Here is a 14,492-nt window from a genome sequence, read left to right on the forward strand (position 1 = left end):
ATGATGACAAACACAAAGAATAAAGACCGAATTGGAATCATCGGTGCAGGGATTTCTGGGGTTACGGCTGCTTATGAATTAGCGAAAAAAGGATATACCAACATTACCCTCATGGAGAAGTCGGATAGAGTAGGAGGAAAGTGTCATTCTATTGAGTACAAAGGAAAAAGTTATGAAATGGGGACGCTAATCGGCCTGCCTACCTATAAACATACGATGGATTTTATGAGAGATTTTGATCTTATGGATAGGGGACCATTGTTAGAACGTGGATTTTTTGATAATAATGGGAGAAAAACTTCACAAATTCCCATGGAGCAGATAGAGGCGTTTACACAAGAATTCAAACGATTACCGGATATTCTAAAACGCTATGAGTCTCTCCAAGAACCGGGTTTTCTCCACTTACCGCCAGATTTATGTCAGCCATTTTCGCAGTGGTGTGTAGAGAATAAGCTGTCTGTCCTTGAGCAGGTCTACATGCATTATTTTAATACTTTTGGATTCGGTGGTATCCATAATGTGCCCGCTGCATATGTGCTGAAATTTCTAAGCTATGATAATCTGTTGTCGTTTATTGAAATTACTCATATGATAACCTGGCCTAAGGGTGTTACTGAGCTGATTAGACGAATGGCCGACCAAGTAAACGATCTACGCCTGACTTGTGAAGTGCTTTTTATGGAGCAAGAACAAGATGGGCAGGTTCGAGTAGAGACGAGTCAGGACATCTTTTATTTTGACAAGGTCATTTATACAGCAGCTTTAGAGCAAATGGGCGATACAGTTAGCCTGTCAAGTGAGGACAAAACTTTATTAGCGAATATAACCTATGAATGGTTTAGGGTATATGCGTATAGAGTGAAGGGGTTGCCGGAGCTTTCTGGCTATATCCCCCGGAATATGTACCCTGAACGTAAAGGGCATATGATGGCATGGTACTATCGGTGGGCAGATATGGGAACTACGGATCTAGTTACGGTTTATGTAGCAGAGAATGAAGCTATGACTGATCTGGAAATGCGAGAGACGGTAGAAAATAAACTTCGCGAGCTGGGCGGAGAGAGCATTCGACTATATATGATGAAGCGTTGGAGGCATTTCCCACATGTGGATTCTAATGCGCTACATGAGGGATTTTATGAACGGGTTGATCAGATGCAGGGGAAAAACAATATCTATTTAGCTGGAGAAATCATGAACTTCCCTACACTTGAGAATTGTATTATCTACGCGAAACACTTGGTTGAACGATTCTTTTGAATAACATTAATGAGGAACCTTGTCCACAAAGAAATTTGTCGACAAGGTTTTTTTTACATTCAAGTTAGGTTTGCAGTATATAGTTCTATAGACATGTATTCTAATAGATCTCTCAGAAGAAAGGTAGAAAGTTTGGCGAATTCTAGTGCTAGGGTTGTGTAAACTCAACTTGAAATGAAACTAAAAAAACACTGATAAATCAACGTTTTAAGCGATTTGATCGTTTAAAGAGGGATGGGCTATATTGGACCTGAGACACAGATTACATACACCAACCTACAAGGAGGAGTAAAACATGTTTTTATTCGAATCGATTCCCTGGTACTCTGCGCTAATGTGGTTAGTAGTACTAGCAGGATTAATGTTTGTAAATGAAATCGCACGGAAGAGCAAGTGGTTCTCAATCATTCTGTTTATAGTTATCCCTATTGTTCTTACCATAGCGGTTTGGCCAAATACGGCAGGAGAAGGCTCCAGTACTGGAACATGGTTTCACTGGGTAAAAGTATATTCTGCTTTGGCAGGATGTATAGGGTTTATGGCTATCCGTTATGTTAAAGGATGGGACAAAAATAAATATATATTAATGTTCCCGGCTATTATCCTTGCAGTTAACATTCTTGAAGCAGTTATTCGTGATTTCCAAGTGTACAGCTTGCAAGGTATGGTGGATGGCGTAATGATGGTAGGTGGTCCTTGGAACATTATGAACGGGATCGCAGGTATTCTGAACATTATTACGATTTCTGGTTGGATGGGTATTGTGATCAGTAAAGATAAGAGTAAAGATATGTTGTGGCCTGACCAGCTTTGGTTCTGGATCATTGCTTATGACATTTGGAACTTTGCCTATGTATATAATGCAGTTTCTGACCATTCCTTCTATGCAGGTGCAGCATTGTTGATCTCTTGTACCATCCCGGCGTTCTTCTTTAAAAAAGGGGCATGGCTGCAGCATCGTGCACAGACTTTGGCGATTTGGATGATGTTTACGATGTCGTTCCCGGCGTTTGTTGGTGAGTCAAAGTTCTCTGTACAATCCTCTCATAGTGAAACCGCTCTGTGGATAGTAAGTGCATTATCTTTAGCTGCTAATATTGCAGTGTTTGGTTATCATTTCTATAAAATCATCAAGCATAAACGCAATCCGCTTAAAGCGGAAGTTTATACGGATTTAGCTGCTTATAAAGCTATTGCAGAGGGTGCGAATTAATAGAGACATTATAGTAATAGTGATAGAAGTTCCTCCTGCTTAAAGGGGGGGACTTCTTTTTGTGAATAATTAAAGTTCTAATTATCAGAGCCCCATATCCGCCCGTTGCTGCGCACGAAATGTTTTCCTTTTTATACAAAGCAAAAGACAAGTCAGTAATAAGACACATAATAAAGTTGCCGTATACGTGAAATTACTGTTCCAAAACACTATCTGAATATTCATTAATGAGTGAACGCCGATCACGAAAAATAAATTTCGGGTTAAGATATAGAGTAGAGCGAATATAATTCCTAGAATTAGAAGCATGATAAAATCATAAACAAACTCCATTCCAACTAATCCTGAGTAAATCCGGTTTGGGATATGTATGGCGGCAAAGATCGATTGTGAAATCAGCATTGCAGAGATCATCCGTGTAGTTTTGTTGTTGATTTTTTTTAAGTATAGATAGATTTGAACGAGCAGGAAGCCGCGAAATAAGATTTCTTCCAATAAAGCATTTCCCAAGACTTGACCTAGAATTTCACCGAAAACTAAATTTGAATGGCTGAAGATAGCATTGTTAAGTGTTAGCTCTGAGTGATTCAGGTGTACCATACACAAATCTACTATATTTATAGCGAGCCAAAACAGAAAGGTACCCAGCAGTCCGGCTCTTAATTTTTCTATTTTTAACCCAAAATCCCGGGGCGAAACTTTAGCTATCAGAATCAAAAAAATAATTACTTCTAAGAGAAGCCCAACTAGATTGGCGGCTAACGTTTCATTGATCCAGTGGTTTGTGTTTTTGGCAATAAAACTTAAATATCCATGCTCAAAAAGGATGAGATTAACCGTAAGAGTAAAGATAATATGAATAAAAATGAGGCTCGCTATAAAAAGGTAGTGTGTAGGCTTTGCTTCAAAAATCGATGATGGATTGAACTCCTTGGAGTGAAGCATCGACGGCAGTCCTCCCAATACAAAATATTCCAAATTAACCTTAGATTTCACTATATCCTTTTTGAGGCCAAGTTTACTGTTACAAAAATCATGTGTTATTCTTCACATTCGCCCATCCCCAGATTGACAGAAGCAAGGGCACTGGCTATACTTGAAATGTTAAAATGCAAATCGGACAAATCGTTGATGAAAATGAAGTACACCGGAGGATGGCTTGATCAGAGAAAAGGTTCCTTTACGAAACGTTTCGTAATGGCTGTGAGAACCTTGAAGACAGGCCGGTGGAAAGCTAATTTCGGAGTGTGAGATCAATGCTCACCGGGGGCGCCCGTTATCAGCCGCGACAAGGCGATCGTCTGCAATTGTCCCATTAGTGGGGTCAAGGCGATAACCAGGGTGGTACCGCGATATTAATCGTCCCTGAATTATTCAGGGGCGTTTTTTTGTTTTTATTTTTTAGGTATTTTGTAATTTCCGGTGTAAATGCCGAAGTAAAAAGATGAGACGGGAGCTGTAAATGATGAAAGCAAGTGAAATTCGTTCCAAATGGCTTAAGTTTTTTGAAAGTAAAGGTCACAAGATTGAACCAAGTGCGTCCCTCGTTCCTCACAACGATCCTTCGCTTCTGTGGATCAATGCGGGTATGGCACCTTTGAAAGTGTACTTCGATGGCCGGGAGGTTCCAGAAAATCCGCGCCTGACTAACTCACAAAAATGTATTCGTACCAATGATATCGAGAATGTGGGTAAGACACGCCGTCACCATACATTTTTCGAGATGCTGGGTAACTTCTCCATCGGCGATTATTTCAAAGAAGAAGCTATCACATGGGCTTGGGAGTTCCTAACCGGCAAAGAGTGGATCGGCTTTGACCCGGAACGTATTTCCGTAACGGTGTACGCAGAGGATGAAGAGGCATTTAAGCTGTGGAATGAAAAGGTTGGCCTGCCTGCTGAACGCATCATTAAGCTGGGCGACGATAATTTCTGGGATATTGGCGAAGGCCCATGCGGTCCTTGCTCGGAAATCTTTTATGACCGTGGTGAAGCTTACGGCAGTGATATGAGCGATCCGGAAATGTATCCAGGTGGAGAAAATGAACGCTGGTTAGAAGTATGGAACCTGGTGTTCTCACAATTCAACCATAACAAGGATGGCAGCTATACGCCGCTTCCGAATAAAAACATTGATACAGGGGCTGGCTTGGAGCGTTTTGCATCCATTCTACAGGATGTAGATTCGAACTTCGACACTGATTTGTTCCAACCTATTATTCAAAAGACAGCACAGCTCGCGGGTGTAACTTATAAAGATAACGTTGAGCAGGATATCGCGCTTAAAGTAATCGCTGACCATGTGCGTACTGTTACTTTTGCAGTAGGTGATGGAGTACTTCCTTCTAATGAAGGACGCGGTTATATTATCCGCCGTTTGCTTCGTCGTGCTGTTCGGTACGGAAAGACCTTGGGTCTGGATCGTCCATTCCTGTATGAGCTGACTGAAACCGTTGGCGAAATTATGGGTGTCTACTATCCATCCGTTGTGGACAACCGCGAATATATCGCAAAGATTATTCGTACTGAAGAAGAACGTTTCCACGAAACATTGTCTGACGGATTGGCTATTTTGGGTGAGATCAGTGCTAAAGCAAAAGCAGAGGGTCTCAGCAATATTGCTGGAGCCGATGCATTTAAGTTATATGATACTTATGGGTTCCCATTTGACCTGACCGAAGATTTCGCAGCAGAGCAAGGATTAACTGTAGACCGTGAAGGTTTTGATGCGGCTATGCAGGAGCAACGTGACCGTGCGAGGGCTGCACGTCATGATGGCGGCAGCATGAAGATCCAGGGAGGCGCACTAGCAGACCTGACGGTTAAAAGTGAATTTGTTGGATATAATGACTCGGTAACAGAGTCGAAAATCCTGGCTATTGTTGTGGGTGATGAATTGGTAGATGTCGCCGGTGAAGGCGCAGAATGCCAAGTTATTCTTGATACAACACCGTTCTATGCTGAGAGCGGCGGACAAGTAAGTGACACGGGTGTGCTTACTGGGGGTTCAGTTACAGCTAAGGTAAAAGGACTCTTTAAAGCTCCACACGGCCAACACGTACATTTGGTAACTGTGGAAGCGGGAGAATTGAAAGTGGGCGAATCCGTTCGCGCGGAAGTGGATCGTGCGGACCGTGAAGATATCGTGAAGAACCACACAGCTACCCATTTATTGCACAAAGCGCTTAAAGAAGTTCTTGGCGGGCATGTTAATCAAGCGGGATCTTTAGTGGAAGGTGCTCGTTTGCGGTTTGACTTCTCCCATTTTGGAGCGATTACTCCAGAAGAATTGAGCGATATCGAACATCGCGTAAATGCACAAATCTGGCGCGGTCTAGATGTAGTGATTGAGAACAAGCCGATTGATGAAGCTAAAGCAATGGGAGCAATGGCACTCTTTGGTGAAAAATACGGTAATATCGTCCGTGTCGTTCAAGTGGGTGATTACAGCCTTGAGCTTTGCGGTGGTTGTCATGTATCCAACACGTCGCAAATCGGAATTTTCAAGCTGCTTAGCGAAAGTGGCATTGGTTCCGGAGTGCGCCGCATCGAAGCGGTTACCGGACGTTACGCTTACCAGTTCACTGAAAGTCAGCTAGATTTGCTCAAACAATCAGCAGGCCTTCTTAAGTCTTCTCTGAATGACGTTCCGAAACGGATCGAAGCGCTGCATAACCAGGTGCGTGAGCTTTCGCGTGAGAATGAGTCCTTGCAATCCAAGCTGAGTGCTACTTTTGCTGCTGAACTTACAAGCAGTGTGAAGACAGTTGGCGCAGGTACGCAGCTCCTGGCTGTTGCTGTTCAAGCAGGCAATATGGATGCTTTGCGTTCCACAGCGGATGAATTGAAATCCAAGCTTCCGGATGCAGTGCTTGTATTAGGTGCAGCGATGGATGATAAGGTAAACTTTGTAGTATCTGTACCGCAAGACCTGGTGAAGAAAGGTTTCCACGCTGGTAAACTCGTTAAAGAAATTGCAGCAGTTTGCGGCGGTGGTGGCGGTGGGCGTCCAGATATGGCGCAAGCCGGCGGTAAAGATGCTTCTAAGCTAAACGAAGCATTGGCAAAGGCTGAAGAATTGGTAGCTTCCTTAGCCTAAGTTAAAATTACGAAACCATTTCTCTAACTAAACGTATTACGAGAAAACATAGCGGTACTGAGAGTTTGATATCAGTACCGCTACTCTTTATTAGCAGGATGTTAGATATTCATGAATAATTGTGCTTGACAATAGCTTAAAAGCCAAAAATATCATAATTTTTGTAGAGAAAATGCCAAAAAAAGCGTTAATAACGGGCAGGATTTCCTCGTTGGGGCATGAATATGTTATGATAAAGGAAGCAAGCGAGCTGCACAGTAGCAACTTTGCGAAGCCGTCCCAAAAGGCGATTTTGCAGAAGGAAGGTGTCACAAATGGACTCCATGGACAAAACGGTCAAATTCAATGTGAAGGGCGACGAAAAGGAAGCTTCTCCCCAGGAAATATTGCTAGCAGTATACGATGCACTGGTGGAGAAAGAGTATCATCCGATCAATCAGATCGTAGGGTATCTTCTTTCCGGAGATCCGGCTTACATTCCGCGCCATAACAATGCGAGAAGTTTGGTCCGGAGAAAAGAACGTGATGAGCTGATTGAAGAGCTGGTTAGATTCTATCTCGTCAATCACAGGGTGGACAATCCGAAATGAAGAAGAAGTTAGGTTTAGATTACGGCGACCGTAGAATCGGTGTAGCCACAAGTGATGTTTTTGGCTGGACGGCACAAGCTCTTGAAACAATTGAGCGCCGAGGTACGGGTAATGAGTTCGAACGCATTCGTGAACTTGTTGCAGAGCACGAAATTGGAGAAATTGTAGTTGGTCTACCGAAGAATATGAACGGCTCAGTAGGACCCCGGGGCGAAATCTGTATAGAGTTCGCTGATAAGCTACGGGAACAGTTAGATATGCCCGTACACCTTTGGGATGAGCGTCTGACGACGGTATCCGCAGAGCGGGTGCTGATTGAAGGGGACGTCAGCCGGAAGAAACGCAAGGGGATTGTGGATAAAATGGCTGCAGCCCTGATTTTGCAAAATTTTTTGGATGCTAACAGTAAAAGGTGAGGGGTGCGAGGATATGACAAACGAACAGATTGGCCAAGAGGAAGAACCGGAAATTATCTATATTCCCGATGAGGAAGGTAATGAAGAGGAATTCGAGGTCATTATGAAGTTTGAGGTTGATGGCTCGGACGCTAAGTATATGATGGTGGTTCCGCTAGACTCCGAGGACGAGGAAACCGATGAGGTATACGCGTTCCGTTATGTGGAAGAAGGCGACGATCTTCAATTGTTCATGATCGATAATGACGAGGAGTGGGCGATTGTCGAAGAGACTTTCAACACACTGGTCGACGAGTTGGACGGAGGATCGGAGAATGACTGAGATATCCGCTGATCAAGCGGTATGGACTACACGGCTTAAAGAAGCCTACGGAGAAACTGTAGAACTGGAAGAGGAGCAAGGCAAATCTTCCATTTACGATATTATCGCCGAATTTGAAGTCGGTGATCGCGGATATGCAGTGCTGAAAAGCTCTGGCAAAGACGTGGAGTATGAGATCCTGCGTATTGTTGTCTCTTCTGACGGACTTCCGGAATTGGAGAGCATTATGGACGATGAAGAGTGGGAAGACATCTCTGAGCTATACGATGAGATGACTTTTCCAGCAGATGGCGCTGAATAAAACTTAAACATGTACGTTACATTTATGATGGGCACGGAAGAGGGCGGAGAATTCCGCGCTCTTTTTGCTTGAAATGCGAGCAATATCCTATATACATCAATCTAAGGAAATATATATTGAATTTTAGGCAATACACTTTTATACTTTATAGTCGGAAAGTGAGGAACCAGACTTGAAATCCGCAATCCGTACTGTGTTAATCATTATTCTTTTGCTGGTAGCAGCAGGAGGTGGGGGCGCATGGTACATTTGGAACGGGATGCAGCCGGTAGAGCCTGCAGGTCCTGCTGTAACATTTACGATAGAGAAGGGCATGGGAAGTGCGGAGATTGCTGATCTGCTTGAGCAGAATGGCATTATCCGTAAGAGTCTTTTTTTTAAGGGATATTTGAAATGGACTAAAGAAGGCTCTAGCTTCAAAGCAGGTACTTATATCGCTAAGCCCGGTGACAGCTATGATGAACTCATTGCAAGATTAAATGCAGGTGATGTAGTTAAGGAAGAAACTGTGGTCTTTACTATCCCCGAAGGATATACTGCTGAGCAGATCGCTAAGAAGCTCGCTGAAGCCTGGAATCAGGATGCGGCTACTTTTCTTGAAATTATGGATACTGGTGCAGGTTTGAAGGGGATTGATATTCTGGGTATCCCGCAGGATAAGAATCTACGCCACCGTCTTGAAGGATATTTATTCCCCGAAACCTATGAACTGGCCAAAGATAGCACGCCCCAGGAAGTTGTAGAAGCGCTTTTGGATCAGTTCCAGAAGAAGCTAGATACGATTCCTAACTGGCAGCAAAAGCTAGAAACGCGTGGATTGTCTCTGCATGAACTGTTGACCGTAGCCTCGCTGGTTGAGCGGGAAGTTGTGGTGGATAGTGAACGTCCGCTTGTGGCTGGTGTTATTTATAACCGCCTAAAGAAAGAGCAGAAGCTGGAGATCGACGCTACCGTTCAATATTTACTCAATAAGCAGAAGGAAAGACTTTTGTATAAAGATTTGGAAGTTGATAGTCCATATAATACGTATAAGAATATTGGACTTCCTCCGGGACCTATTAGTAATCCGGGGCTGGAGTCCATTCAAGCGGCACTCGAACCAGAAGCTTCTGAATATTACTTCTATGTGACCAAAAAAGATGGTACACAGGGCCATTTATTTGCTAAGACCTACAAGGAACATTTAGCCAATATCGAAAAAAGTAAGCAAGAATCGAAATAAACTATTAAAATGAAGAGTGGTGCGGTTGAAATAACTGTACAAGTAGGAGGTACAACATGACTAACAAACCGGAATTGCTGGTGACGGCAGCGTCCTTGGAGGAAGCTGCTGCTCTGCTGGATGCCGGAGCAGATGCGTTGCTCATTGGGGATGACCGTTTCGGGATGCGGCTTGCTGGACATTTCTCTCTGGAGGATACAGCGACTGTCGTAGAAATGGCACATTCGCGAGGCTGCAAAGTGTATGCAAGCTTGGGTGGGCTGATGTCCAACCGTCTGCTGGATGAGCTTCCTGCCTATGTGAAGGCTTTAGGTGAGCTTGGCATTGATGGTGTTGAATTCGGGGATCCAGCAGTGTTAACCACTGTGAAGAAAGAAGCGCCAGCAATGAAGCTGCACTGGAATGCGGAAATGACTTCCACCAACTATGCGACCGCGAATTATTGGGGACGCAAGGGGGCTTCTCGCGTTGTGCTGGCCCGTGAGCTGAATATGGATGAAATGACGGAAATGGTTCCGCTTTTGGAGATTGAGGCACAGGTGCAGGTTCATGGAATGACCAATATATACCATTCCAAGCGGAAGCTTGTTGAAAGCTATATGTCACATCAAGGCCGTCCTAGTGATGGAGGAAGTCTCGGAAAGGAACGCGGACTATTTCTGATTGAAGAAGAACGAGATGACCAGAAATTCCCGATTTATGAAGACGAGAACGGCACTCATATTATGAGCTCGGATGATATTTGTATTTTGGAGGATCTGCATATTCTGATGGCTGCAGGTATACACAGCCTTAAGATTGAGGGACTCTTGAAATCGATAGCGTATAATGTAACGGTTGTGAAGACTTATCGTAAAGCTATAGATCTTTATGCGGCTGATCCGGAAGGTTATGCCTTCAATGAGGAATGGATGGATGTAATCAGAACGGTGCAGGACCCTGAACGGGAGTTAAGCTTCGGATTTTTCTATAAAGAGCAAGTATATTAAGTTTGACAAAAATAAAGAGGTTATAGGTCCCCACGAAGATTAGGTACAGCATTTATAGCATGTGACTTAGCTTTGTGGGCGATGGAGGGGAGAACAGGAATGGGAACCATGACAAAGCCGCAATATAAGGGCAAACGTTACCGTCTGGACAAACCGGAGCTCCTCGCTCCGGCTGGTAATTTGGAAAAATTGAAGTTCGCAGTACACTATGGTGCGGATGCTGTTTATATCGGAGGACAACAATACGGCTTGCGTTCCGGCGCAGATAATTTCAGCTTCGAGGAAATGCGCGAAGGTGTTGAATTCGCCAAGAAATATGGCGCTAAGGTATTTGTTGCAACAAACATTTATGCTCACAATGAAGATGTCGCGGGAATTGAAGAATACCTGCGTAACTTATATGAAGCTGGCATTGCTGCTATTATCGTAGCTGATCCAATCATTGTAGATACAGCACGCCGGTTAGTGCCTGGTCTTGAAGTGCATTTGAGTACACAGCAGTCTACGTTGAACTGGCAAGCGGTGTCCTTCTGGAAGGAAGAGGGGCTTCCGCGTGTTGTTTTGGGCCGTGAGACAAGCCTGGAAGAGATCGCTGAGATTAAAAAACATGTCGACATTGAAATCGAAAGCTTCATCCATGGTGCAATGTGTTCCTCGTATTCGGGTCGTTGTGTTTTGTCTAACCATTTCACCGACCGTGATTCCAATCGCGGGGGCTGTTGCCAGTCTTGCCGCTGGAAATATGATTTGTTTGAGGATGCACGTCCGGAAGGGACTTGGGTGTCTGAGGAAGAGCAGGCTGAAGCGAAATCTCCAGCTCCTTTGCTTCCCGGGGTAACTCAGATTCCACTGCATCAGCAAGGAGATAATCCCTTCTCCATGGGCTCTAAGGATTTGTGTATGCTGGAAAGTATACCTGAACTGATTGAAGTGGGCATCGACAGCTTCAAGATCGAAGGACGAATGAAGTCAATCCACTATGTGGCTACTGTCGTTAATGCATATCGTAAAGCCATTGATGCTTATATGGCAGATCCGGAAGGGTATGAATTGAAGCAGGAATGGCTGGATGAGCTTAATAAAGCCGCTAACCGTCCGCTAAACACAGGATTCTTCTATGATACTCCGGATCATGAAGATCATATCTATGAGCCTGAAGAAAAAGCAGCTCCGTATGATTTTGCCGGACTTGTAATTGAATATGATGCTGAAAGTGGTACGGCACTAGTTCAACAGCGCAATCACTTTAAGCCAGGTCAGGAAGTAGAATTCTTTGGACCTAACGATACGTTCTTCAAGCAAACGGTTGGCGAAATATGGGATGAGAAAGGCAATTCGCTTGATGCTGCCCGTCATCCACTGCAACCTATTCGTATGAAGGTAGATCAACCGGTTGCATACTTTGATATGATGCGTAAGAAGAAGTTTTAATAAAAAACAGGGAAGCCTTTGGTCATCCAAGAGCCTCCCTGTTTTTCTTTTTGACAAAGCAAACAATAAGTTATATATATTAGGGATTAACAAATATCTCCAAGAGAGGAGGTGCAGCAAGCTATTTATTATGTTTAAACATACATAGGTTAAAAGTTGTAAAAAAAGTCTCGTAAAGCTAAGGAAAAAGACCTAATACGCCGATATATATATTGGTTAACGCTTTCATGCGTATTCTAATATTAGCGGGTAGGTGATCAAGATGGGGGATCCTGATCAAGATAGTATTAGTGAAAAGCATAATGAGAGAAGGTTTAGCATGAATAAAAAGAATAAGAAATCGGCGATCACAGGAAACAAGGAAACAAGCAAGATTGAAGGGGCAGTTAAGACACCTAAGTTTAATTTGAAGAATGGGATAGATTTGCGGGGACAGATCAAAAGAGTTAATCCTATGGAATCTGTTGGCGTGAAGATATTCCTGATATTTTTGTGTGCAATTGTAATTGTGGTAATGGCACTTGGACTGCTATCTTATTCAAAAGCCAAGAAGACAATTAAGAACAACGTATCGGAAGCCTACCGTCAGACTATTATTCAGACCTCAGAAAAGTTAGATATTACTTTGAAACAGTACGAGAACTTGGCTTTACAGCTTTATTTTGATGCGCAGATGCAAGAAGATTTGAAGTCTTTAGTGACTGCACAATCTTCCTATGAGAAATTTGAAGCTACAAGCGCAGTAAGTAAAAAGTTGTCCAGTCAGATTACAACGGATTCTAATATTCTTAGTGTTTCTTTGATCCCGGAGTCGCCTGATCAAGACATTGTTACAAGTGGCAGTGGCGGCATTAAGTTAGATAACATAAGAGAACAAGAATGGTATAAGAAGATTGTCGACAACACTGCATCTTATGAATCCTACTATTCTAAAGGTGATGGTGATGCAGCCAAGAACATATGGTTCTCGACAGCTGTTCAAGGTGATGGAGACAAAAATATTGCTATGGCAAGATCTCTCAAAACCCTGGGCTCAGGTACAGGATACATAGTCATCCTTGTGTTGAAGAATACATTGCTGGAGGAATCATTCGCAAGTGTACAGCTGGGAGATGGCTCTCGAATTCAACTTGTCACTCCTGATGGAACCGTAGTAGCTTCTTCGGATTCAAAAGACGATGGTAAACCTTCAGAGTTCGCTTTTATTCAGGCAAGTAAAAAGGATAACAAAAGCTTGGATGAGAAGGATACAAACGGGAAAGAAATCCTTGCTGTCTTTAATCCAATGATCCGGGCGGATTGGAAGTTGGCAGGGGTAGTCCCAACAGATGAGCTAGTAAAAGAAGCACGTCCGATTCTGTTGACTACTTTTATTGCGGCTGCTGGTGCGGCTCTGCTAGCCATAGTAATCGGGATCTGGATGGTGCGTATGATTGCTCGCCCTCTAGCACGCTTGAAGGATCTTATGGTACAAGGTGCAGGTGGTGATCTAAGTGTACGTACAGAATATGTTTCTAAAGATGAAATTGGCCAGCTATCGGCTTCCTTTAACGTGATGATGGAGCGTATTACTGAGCTTGTATCGCAAACGACAGAAACCGCTCGGGATGTGCTGGAGACCGCTGGTGAGCTTGGTGAAGCCTCACGGAAGACAGCTATTTCTGCGAAGGAAATCGCAGCCGCTACGGAAGAAATTGCCGGTGGGGCAGGCAGTCTGGCGCTTGAAGCTGAACGAGGTAATGAGCTAACAGATGTGATTGCTACGCAAATGCAGACTGTAATATATGCCAACACTGAGATGGATGAAGCAGCACGTGGGGTTGGTGAAGCTAGTGCTCAAGGCGCTAAGCAATTAACTGACCTGCTGGATCAGACTAGCCGCACTGGAGAAAAAACAAGTGCACTTGTCGAACGTGTCAACCACCTGAAGGAGACAGTATTCTCCGTAATTAAGGTGTTGGATGTGATGAAGAGTATCACGCAACAGACGAATATCTTATCGTTAAATGCAACAATAGAAGCCGCTCGTGCAGGAGAAGCTGGTAAGGGCTTCATGGTAGTTGCGGGTGAAGTACGGCAGCTTGCTGACCAATCGAAACAATCTATTGCCCTTGTTGCTGGAATTACGGATAAGATCATGGCGGAAATGAACGAAACGGAAGCTGTATTATCCGAAGTAGCACCACTGTTTAAAGAACAAGTAAGCTCCGTGAAGAGTACAAGTGATATCTTCCTGTCCGTAAAAGGACAGATGGATGAATTCATAACAAGCCTGGAATCGGTGACGAAAGCGATCAGCAGTCTGAATCATTCGCAAGGTGTGTTGTCAGAGGCTATGGGGAACGTTAGCGCCGTAGCTGAGCAATCTTCAGCAACTTCCCAAGAAGTAGCTTCACTCAGTAATGAACAGCAAAATGTAAGTGATCAACTCGTTTCATTATCTGGCAAGCTGGAAAGTGCTTCAGGTCAATTGAAGGACAAGCTGTCATTATTCACTATAAAATGAGTGGATTCATCACTAATTTCTAAATTGTTTACCTAACAAAACCGCTTCTTCAACATGAAGAGGCGGTTTGTTGTTGTGTAATGAAGAACTACACCGTATAATAACTTTGTTAGGTATTTGTTATAATTTAATAACAAGTT

General features: G+C 43.6%; 12 protein-coding genes. 11 read left to right on the plus strand and 1 reads right to left on the minus strand.

Translation table 11 applies throughout. The annotated features are described in order from the left end of the window. A complete protein-coding gene (locus MHH89_RS29910; protein ID WP_076184718.1) occupies positions 1-1,263 on the plus strand; it encodes an FAD-dependent oxidoreductase in 1,263 nt (420 codons plus the stop codon). 295 nt (positions 1,264-1,558) lie between these two features. Further along, positions 1,559-2,476, plus strand: a complete 918-nt coding sequence (locus tag MHH89_RS29915) for a DUF5692 family protein (RefSeq protein WP_341088725.1) — start codon at positions 1,559-1,561, stop codon at positions 2,474-2,476. A gap of 84 nt (positions 2,477-2,560) precedes the next feature. Here the strand turns inward: MHH89_RS29915 and MHH89_RS29920 are convergent, their stop codons facing one another. Next, positions 2,561-3,472: a CPBP family intramembrane glutamic endopeptidase gene (locus MHH89_RS29920; RefSeq protein WP_341088727.1), complete on the minus strand. Its 912-nt coding sequence runs from the start codon at positions 3,470-3,472 to the stop codon at positions 2,561-2,563. Positions 3,473-3,941: 469 nt separating this feature from the next. On the opposite strand from MHH89_RS29920, the gene alaS reads away from it, so the two are divergent. The 9 genes from alaS (at position 3,942) to MHH89_RS29965 (ending at position 14,352) form a co-directional block, all read left to right on the plus strand. Continuing rightward, positions 3,942-6,575: an alanine--tRNA ligase gene (gene alaS / locus MHH89_RS29925; RefSeq protein ID WP_340978037.1), complete on the plus strand. Its 2,634-nt coding sequence runs from the start codon at positions 3,942-3,944 to the stop codon at positions 6,573-6,575. 314 nt (positions 6,576-6,889) lie between these two features. Continuing rightward, entirely contained in the window at positions 6,890-7,165 is a 276-nt protein-coding gene (locus tag MHH89_RS29930; protein ID WP_036675601.1) for an IreB family regulatory phosphoprotein, read from the plus strand. Further along, on the plus strand, positions 7,162-7,581 hold the full coding sequence (gene ruvX, locus MHH89_RS29935) for a Holliday junction resolvase RuvX (RefSeq protein WP_076277088.1): 420 nt from the start codon (positions 7,162-7,164) through the stop codon (positions 7,579-7,581). The genes MHH89_RS29930 and ruvX overlap by 4 nt, the downstream gene beginning before the upstream one ends. A 13-nt stretch (positions 7,582-7,594) precedes the next feature. After that, positions 7,595-7,903, plus strand: coding sequence for a DUF1292 domain-containing protein (locus tag MHH89_RS29940; RefSeq protein ID WP_038569507.1), 309 nt, complete (start codon positions 7,595-7,597; stop codon positions 7,901-7,903). Further along, positions 7,896-8,204: a DUF1292 domain-containing protein gene (locus tag MHH89_RS29945; protein ID WP_341088728.1), complete on the plus strand. Its 309-nt coding sequence runs from the start codon at positions 7,896-7,898 to the stop codon at positions 8,202-8,204. The genes MHH89_RS29940 and MHH89_RS29945 overlap by 8 nt, the downstream gene beginning before the upstream one ends. Before the next feature lie 172 nt (positions 8,205-8,376). Then, on the plus strand, positions 8,377-9,426 hold the full coding sequence (mltG, locus tag MHH89_RS29950; RefSeq protein WP_248547697.1) for an endolytic transglycosylase MltG: 1,050 nt from the start codon (positions 8,377-8,379) through the stop codon (positions 9,424-9,426). 56 nt (positions 9,427-9,482) lie between these two features. After that, positions 9,483-10,415, plus strand: a complete 933-nt coding sequence (locus MHH89_RS29955; protein WP_076126299.1) for a peptidase U32 family protein — start codon at positions 9,483-9,485, stop codon at positions 10,413-10,415. Positions 10,416-10,514: 99 nt separating this feature from the next. Beyond that, positions 10,515-11,846: a peptidase U32 family protein gene (locus MHH89_RS29960; RefSeq protein WP_036675585.1), complete on the plus strand. Its 1,332-nt coding sequence runs from the start codon at positions 10,515-10,517 to the stop codon at positions 11,844-11,846. Positions 11,847-12,165: 319 nt separating this feature from the next. Next, the gene (locus MHH89_RS29965; RefSeq protein WP_341088730.1) at positions 12,166-14,352 is read left to right on the plus strand and encodes a methyl-accepting chemotaxis protein; all 2,187 of its coding nucleotides are present in this window, start codon (positions 12,166-12,168) and stop codon (positions 14,350-14,352) included. Positions 14,353-14,492: the final 140 nt, after the last annotated feature.

This window comes from Paenibacillus sp. FSL H7-0323 (assembly GCF_038002725.1).
GTDB lineage: Bacteria > Bacillota > Bacilli > Paenibacillales > Paenibacillaceae > Paenibacillus_AQ > Paenibacillus_AQ odorifer.

Excerpts from the sequence above, each read along its gene's own strand:
- MHH89_RS29930 (WP_036675601.1), top strand. The coding sequence starts at position 6,890 with ATGGACTCCATGGACAAAACGGTCAAATTCAATGTGAAGGGCGACGAA.
- MHH89_RS29965 (WP_341088730.1), top strand. The coding sequence starts at position 12,166 with ATGAATAAAAAGAATAAGAAATCGGCGATCACAGGAAACAAGGAAACA.
- MHH89_RS29955 (WP_076126299.1), top strand. The coding sequence starts at position 9,483 with ATGACTAACAAACCGGAATTGCTGGTGACGGCAGCGTCCTTGGAGGAA.
- MHH89_RS29960 (WP_036675585.1), top strand. The coding sequence starts at position 10,515 with ATGGGAACCATGACAAAGCCGCAATATAAGGGCAAACGTTACCGTCTG.
- alaS (WP_340978037.1), top strand. The coding sequence starts at position 3,942 with ATGAAAGCAAGTGAAATTCGTTCCAAATGGCTTAAGTTTTTTGAAAGT.
- MHH89_RS29915 (WP_341088725.1), top strand. The coding sequence starts at position 1,559 with ATGTTTTTATTCGAATCGATTCCCTGGTACTCTGCGCTAATGTGGTTA.
- ruvX (WP_076277088.1), top strand. The coding sequence starts at position 7,162 with ATGAAGAAGAAGTTAGGTTTAGATTACGGCGACCGTAGAATCGGTGTA.
- MHH89_RS29940 (WP_038569507.1), top strand. The coding sequence starts at position 7,595 with ATGACAAACGAACAGATTGGCCAAGAGGAAGAACCGGAAATTATCTAT.
- MHH89_RS29910 (WP_076184718.1), top strand. The coding sequence starts at position 1 with ATGATGACAAACACAAAGAATAAAGACCGAATTGGAATCATCGGTGCA.
- MHH89_RS29945 (WP_341088728.1), top strand. The coding sequence starts at position 7,896 with ATGACTGAGATATCCGCTGATCAAGCGGTATGGACTACACGGCTTAAA.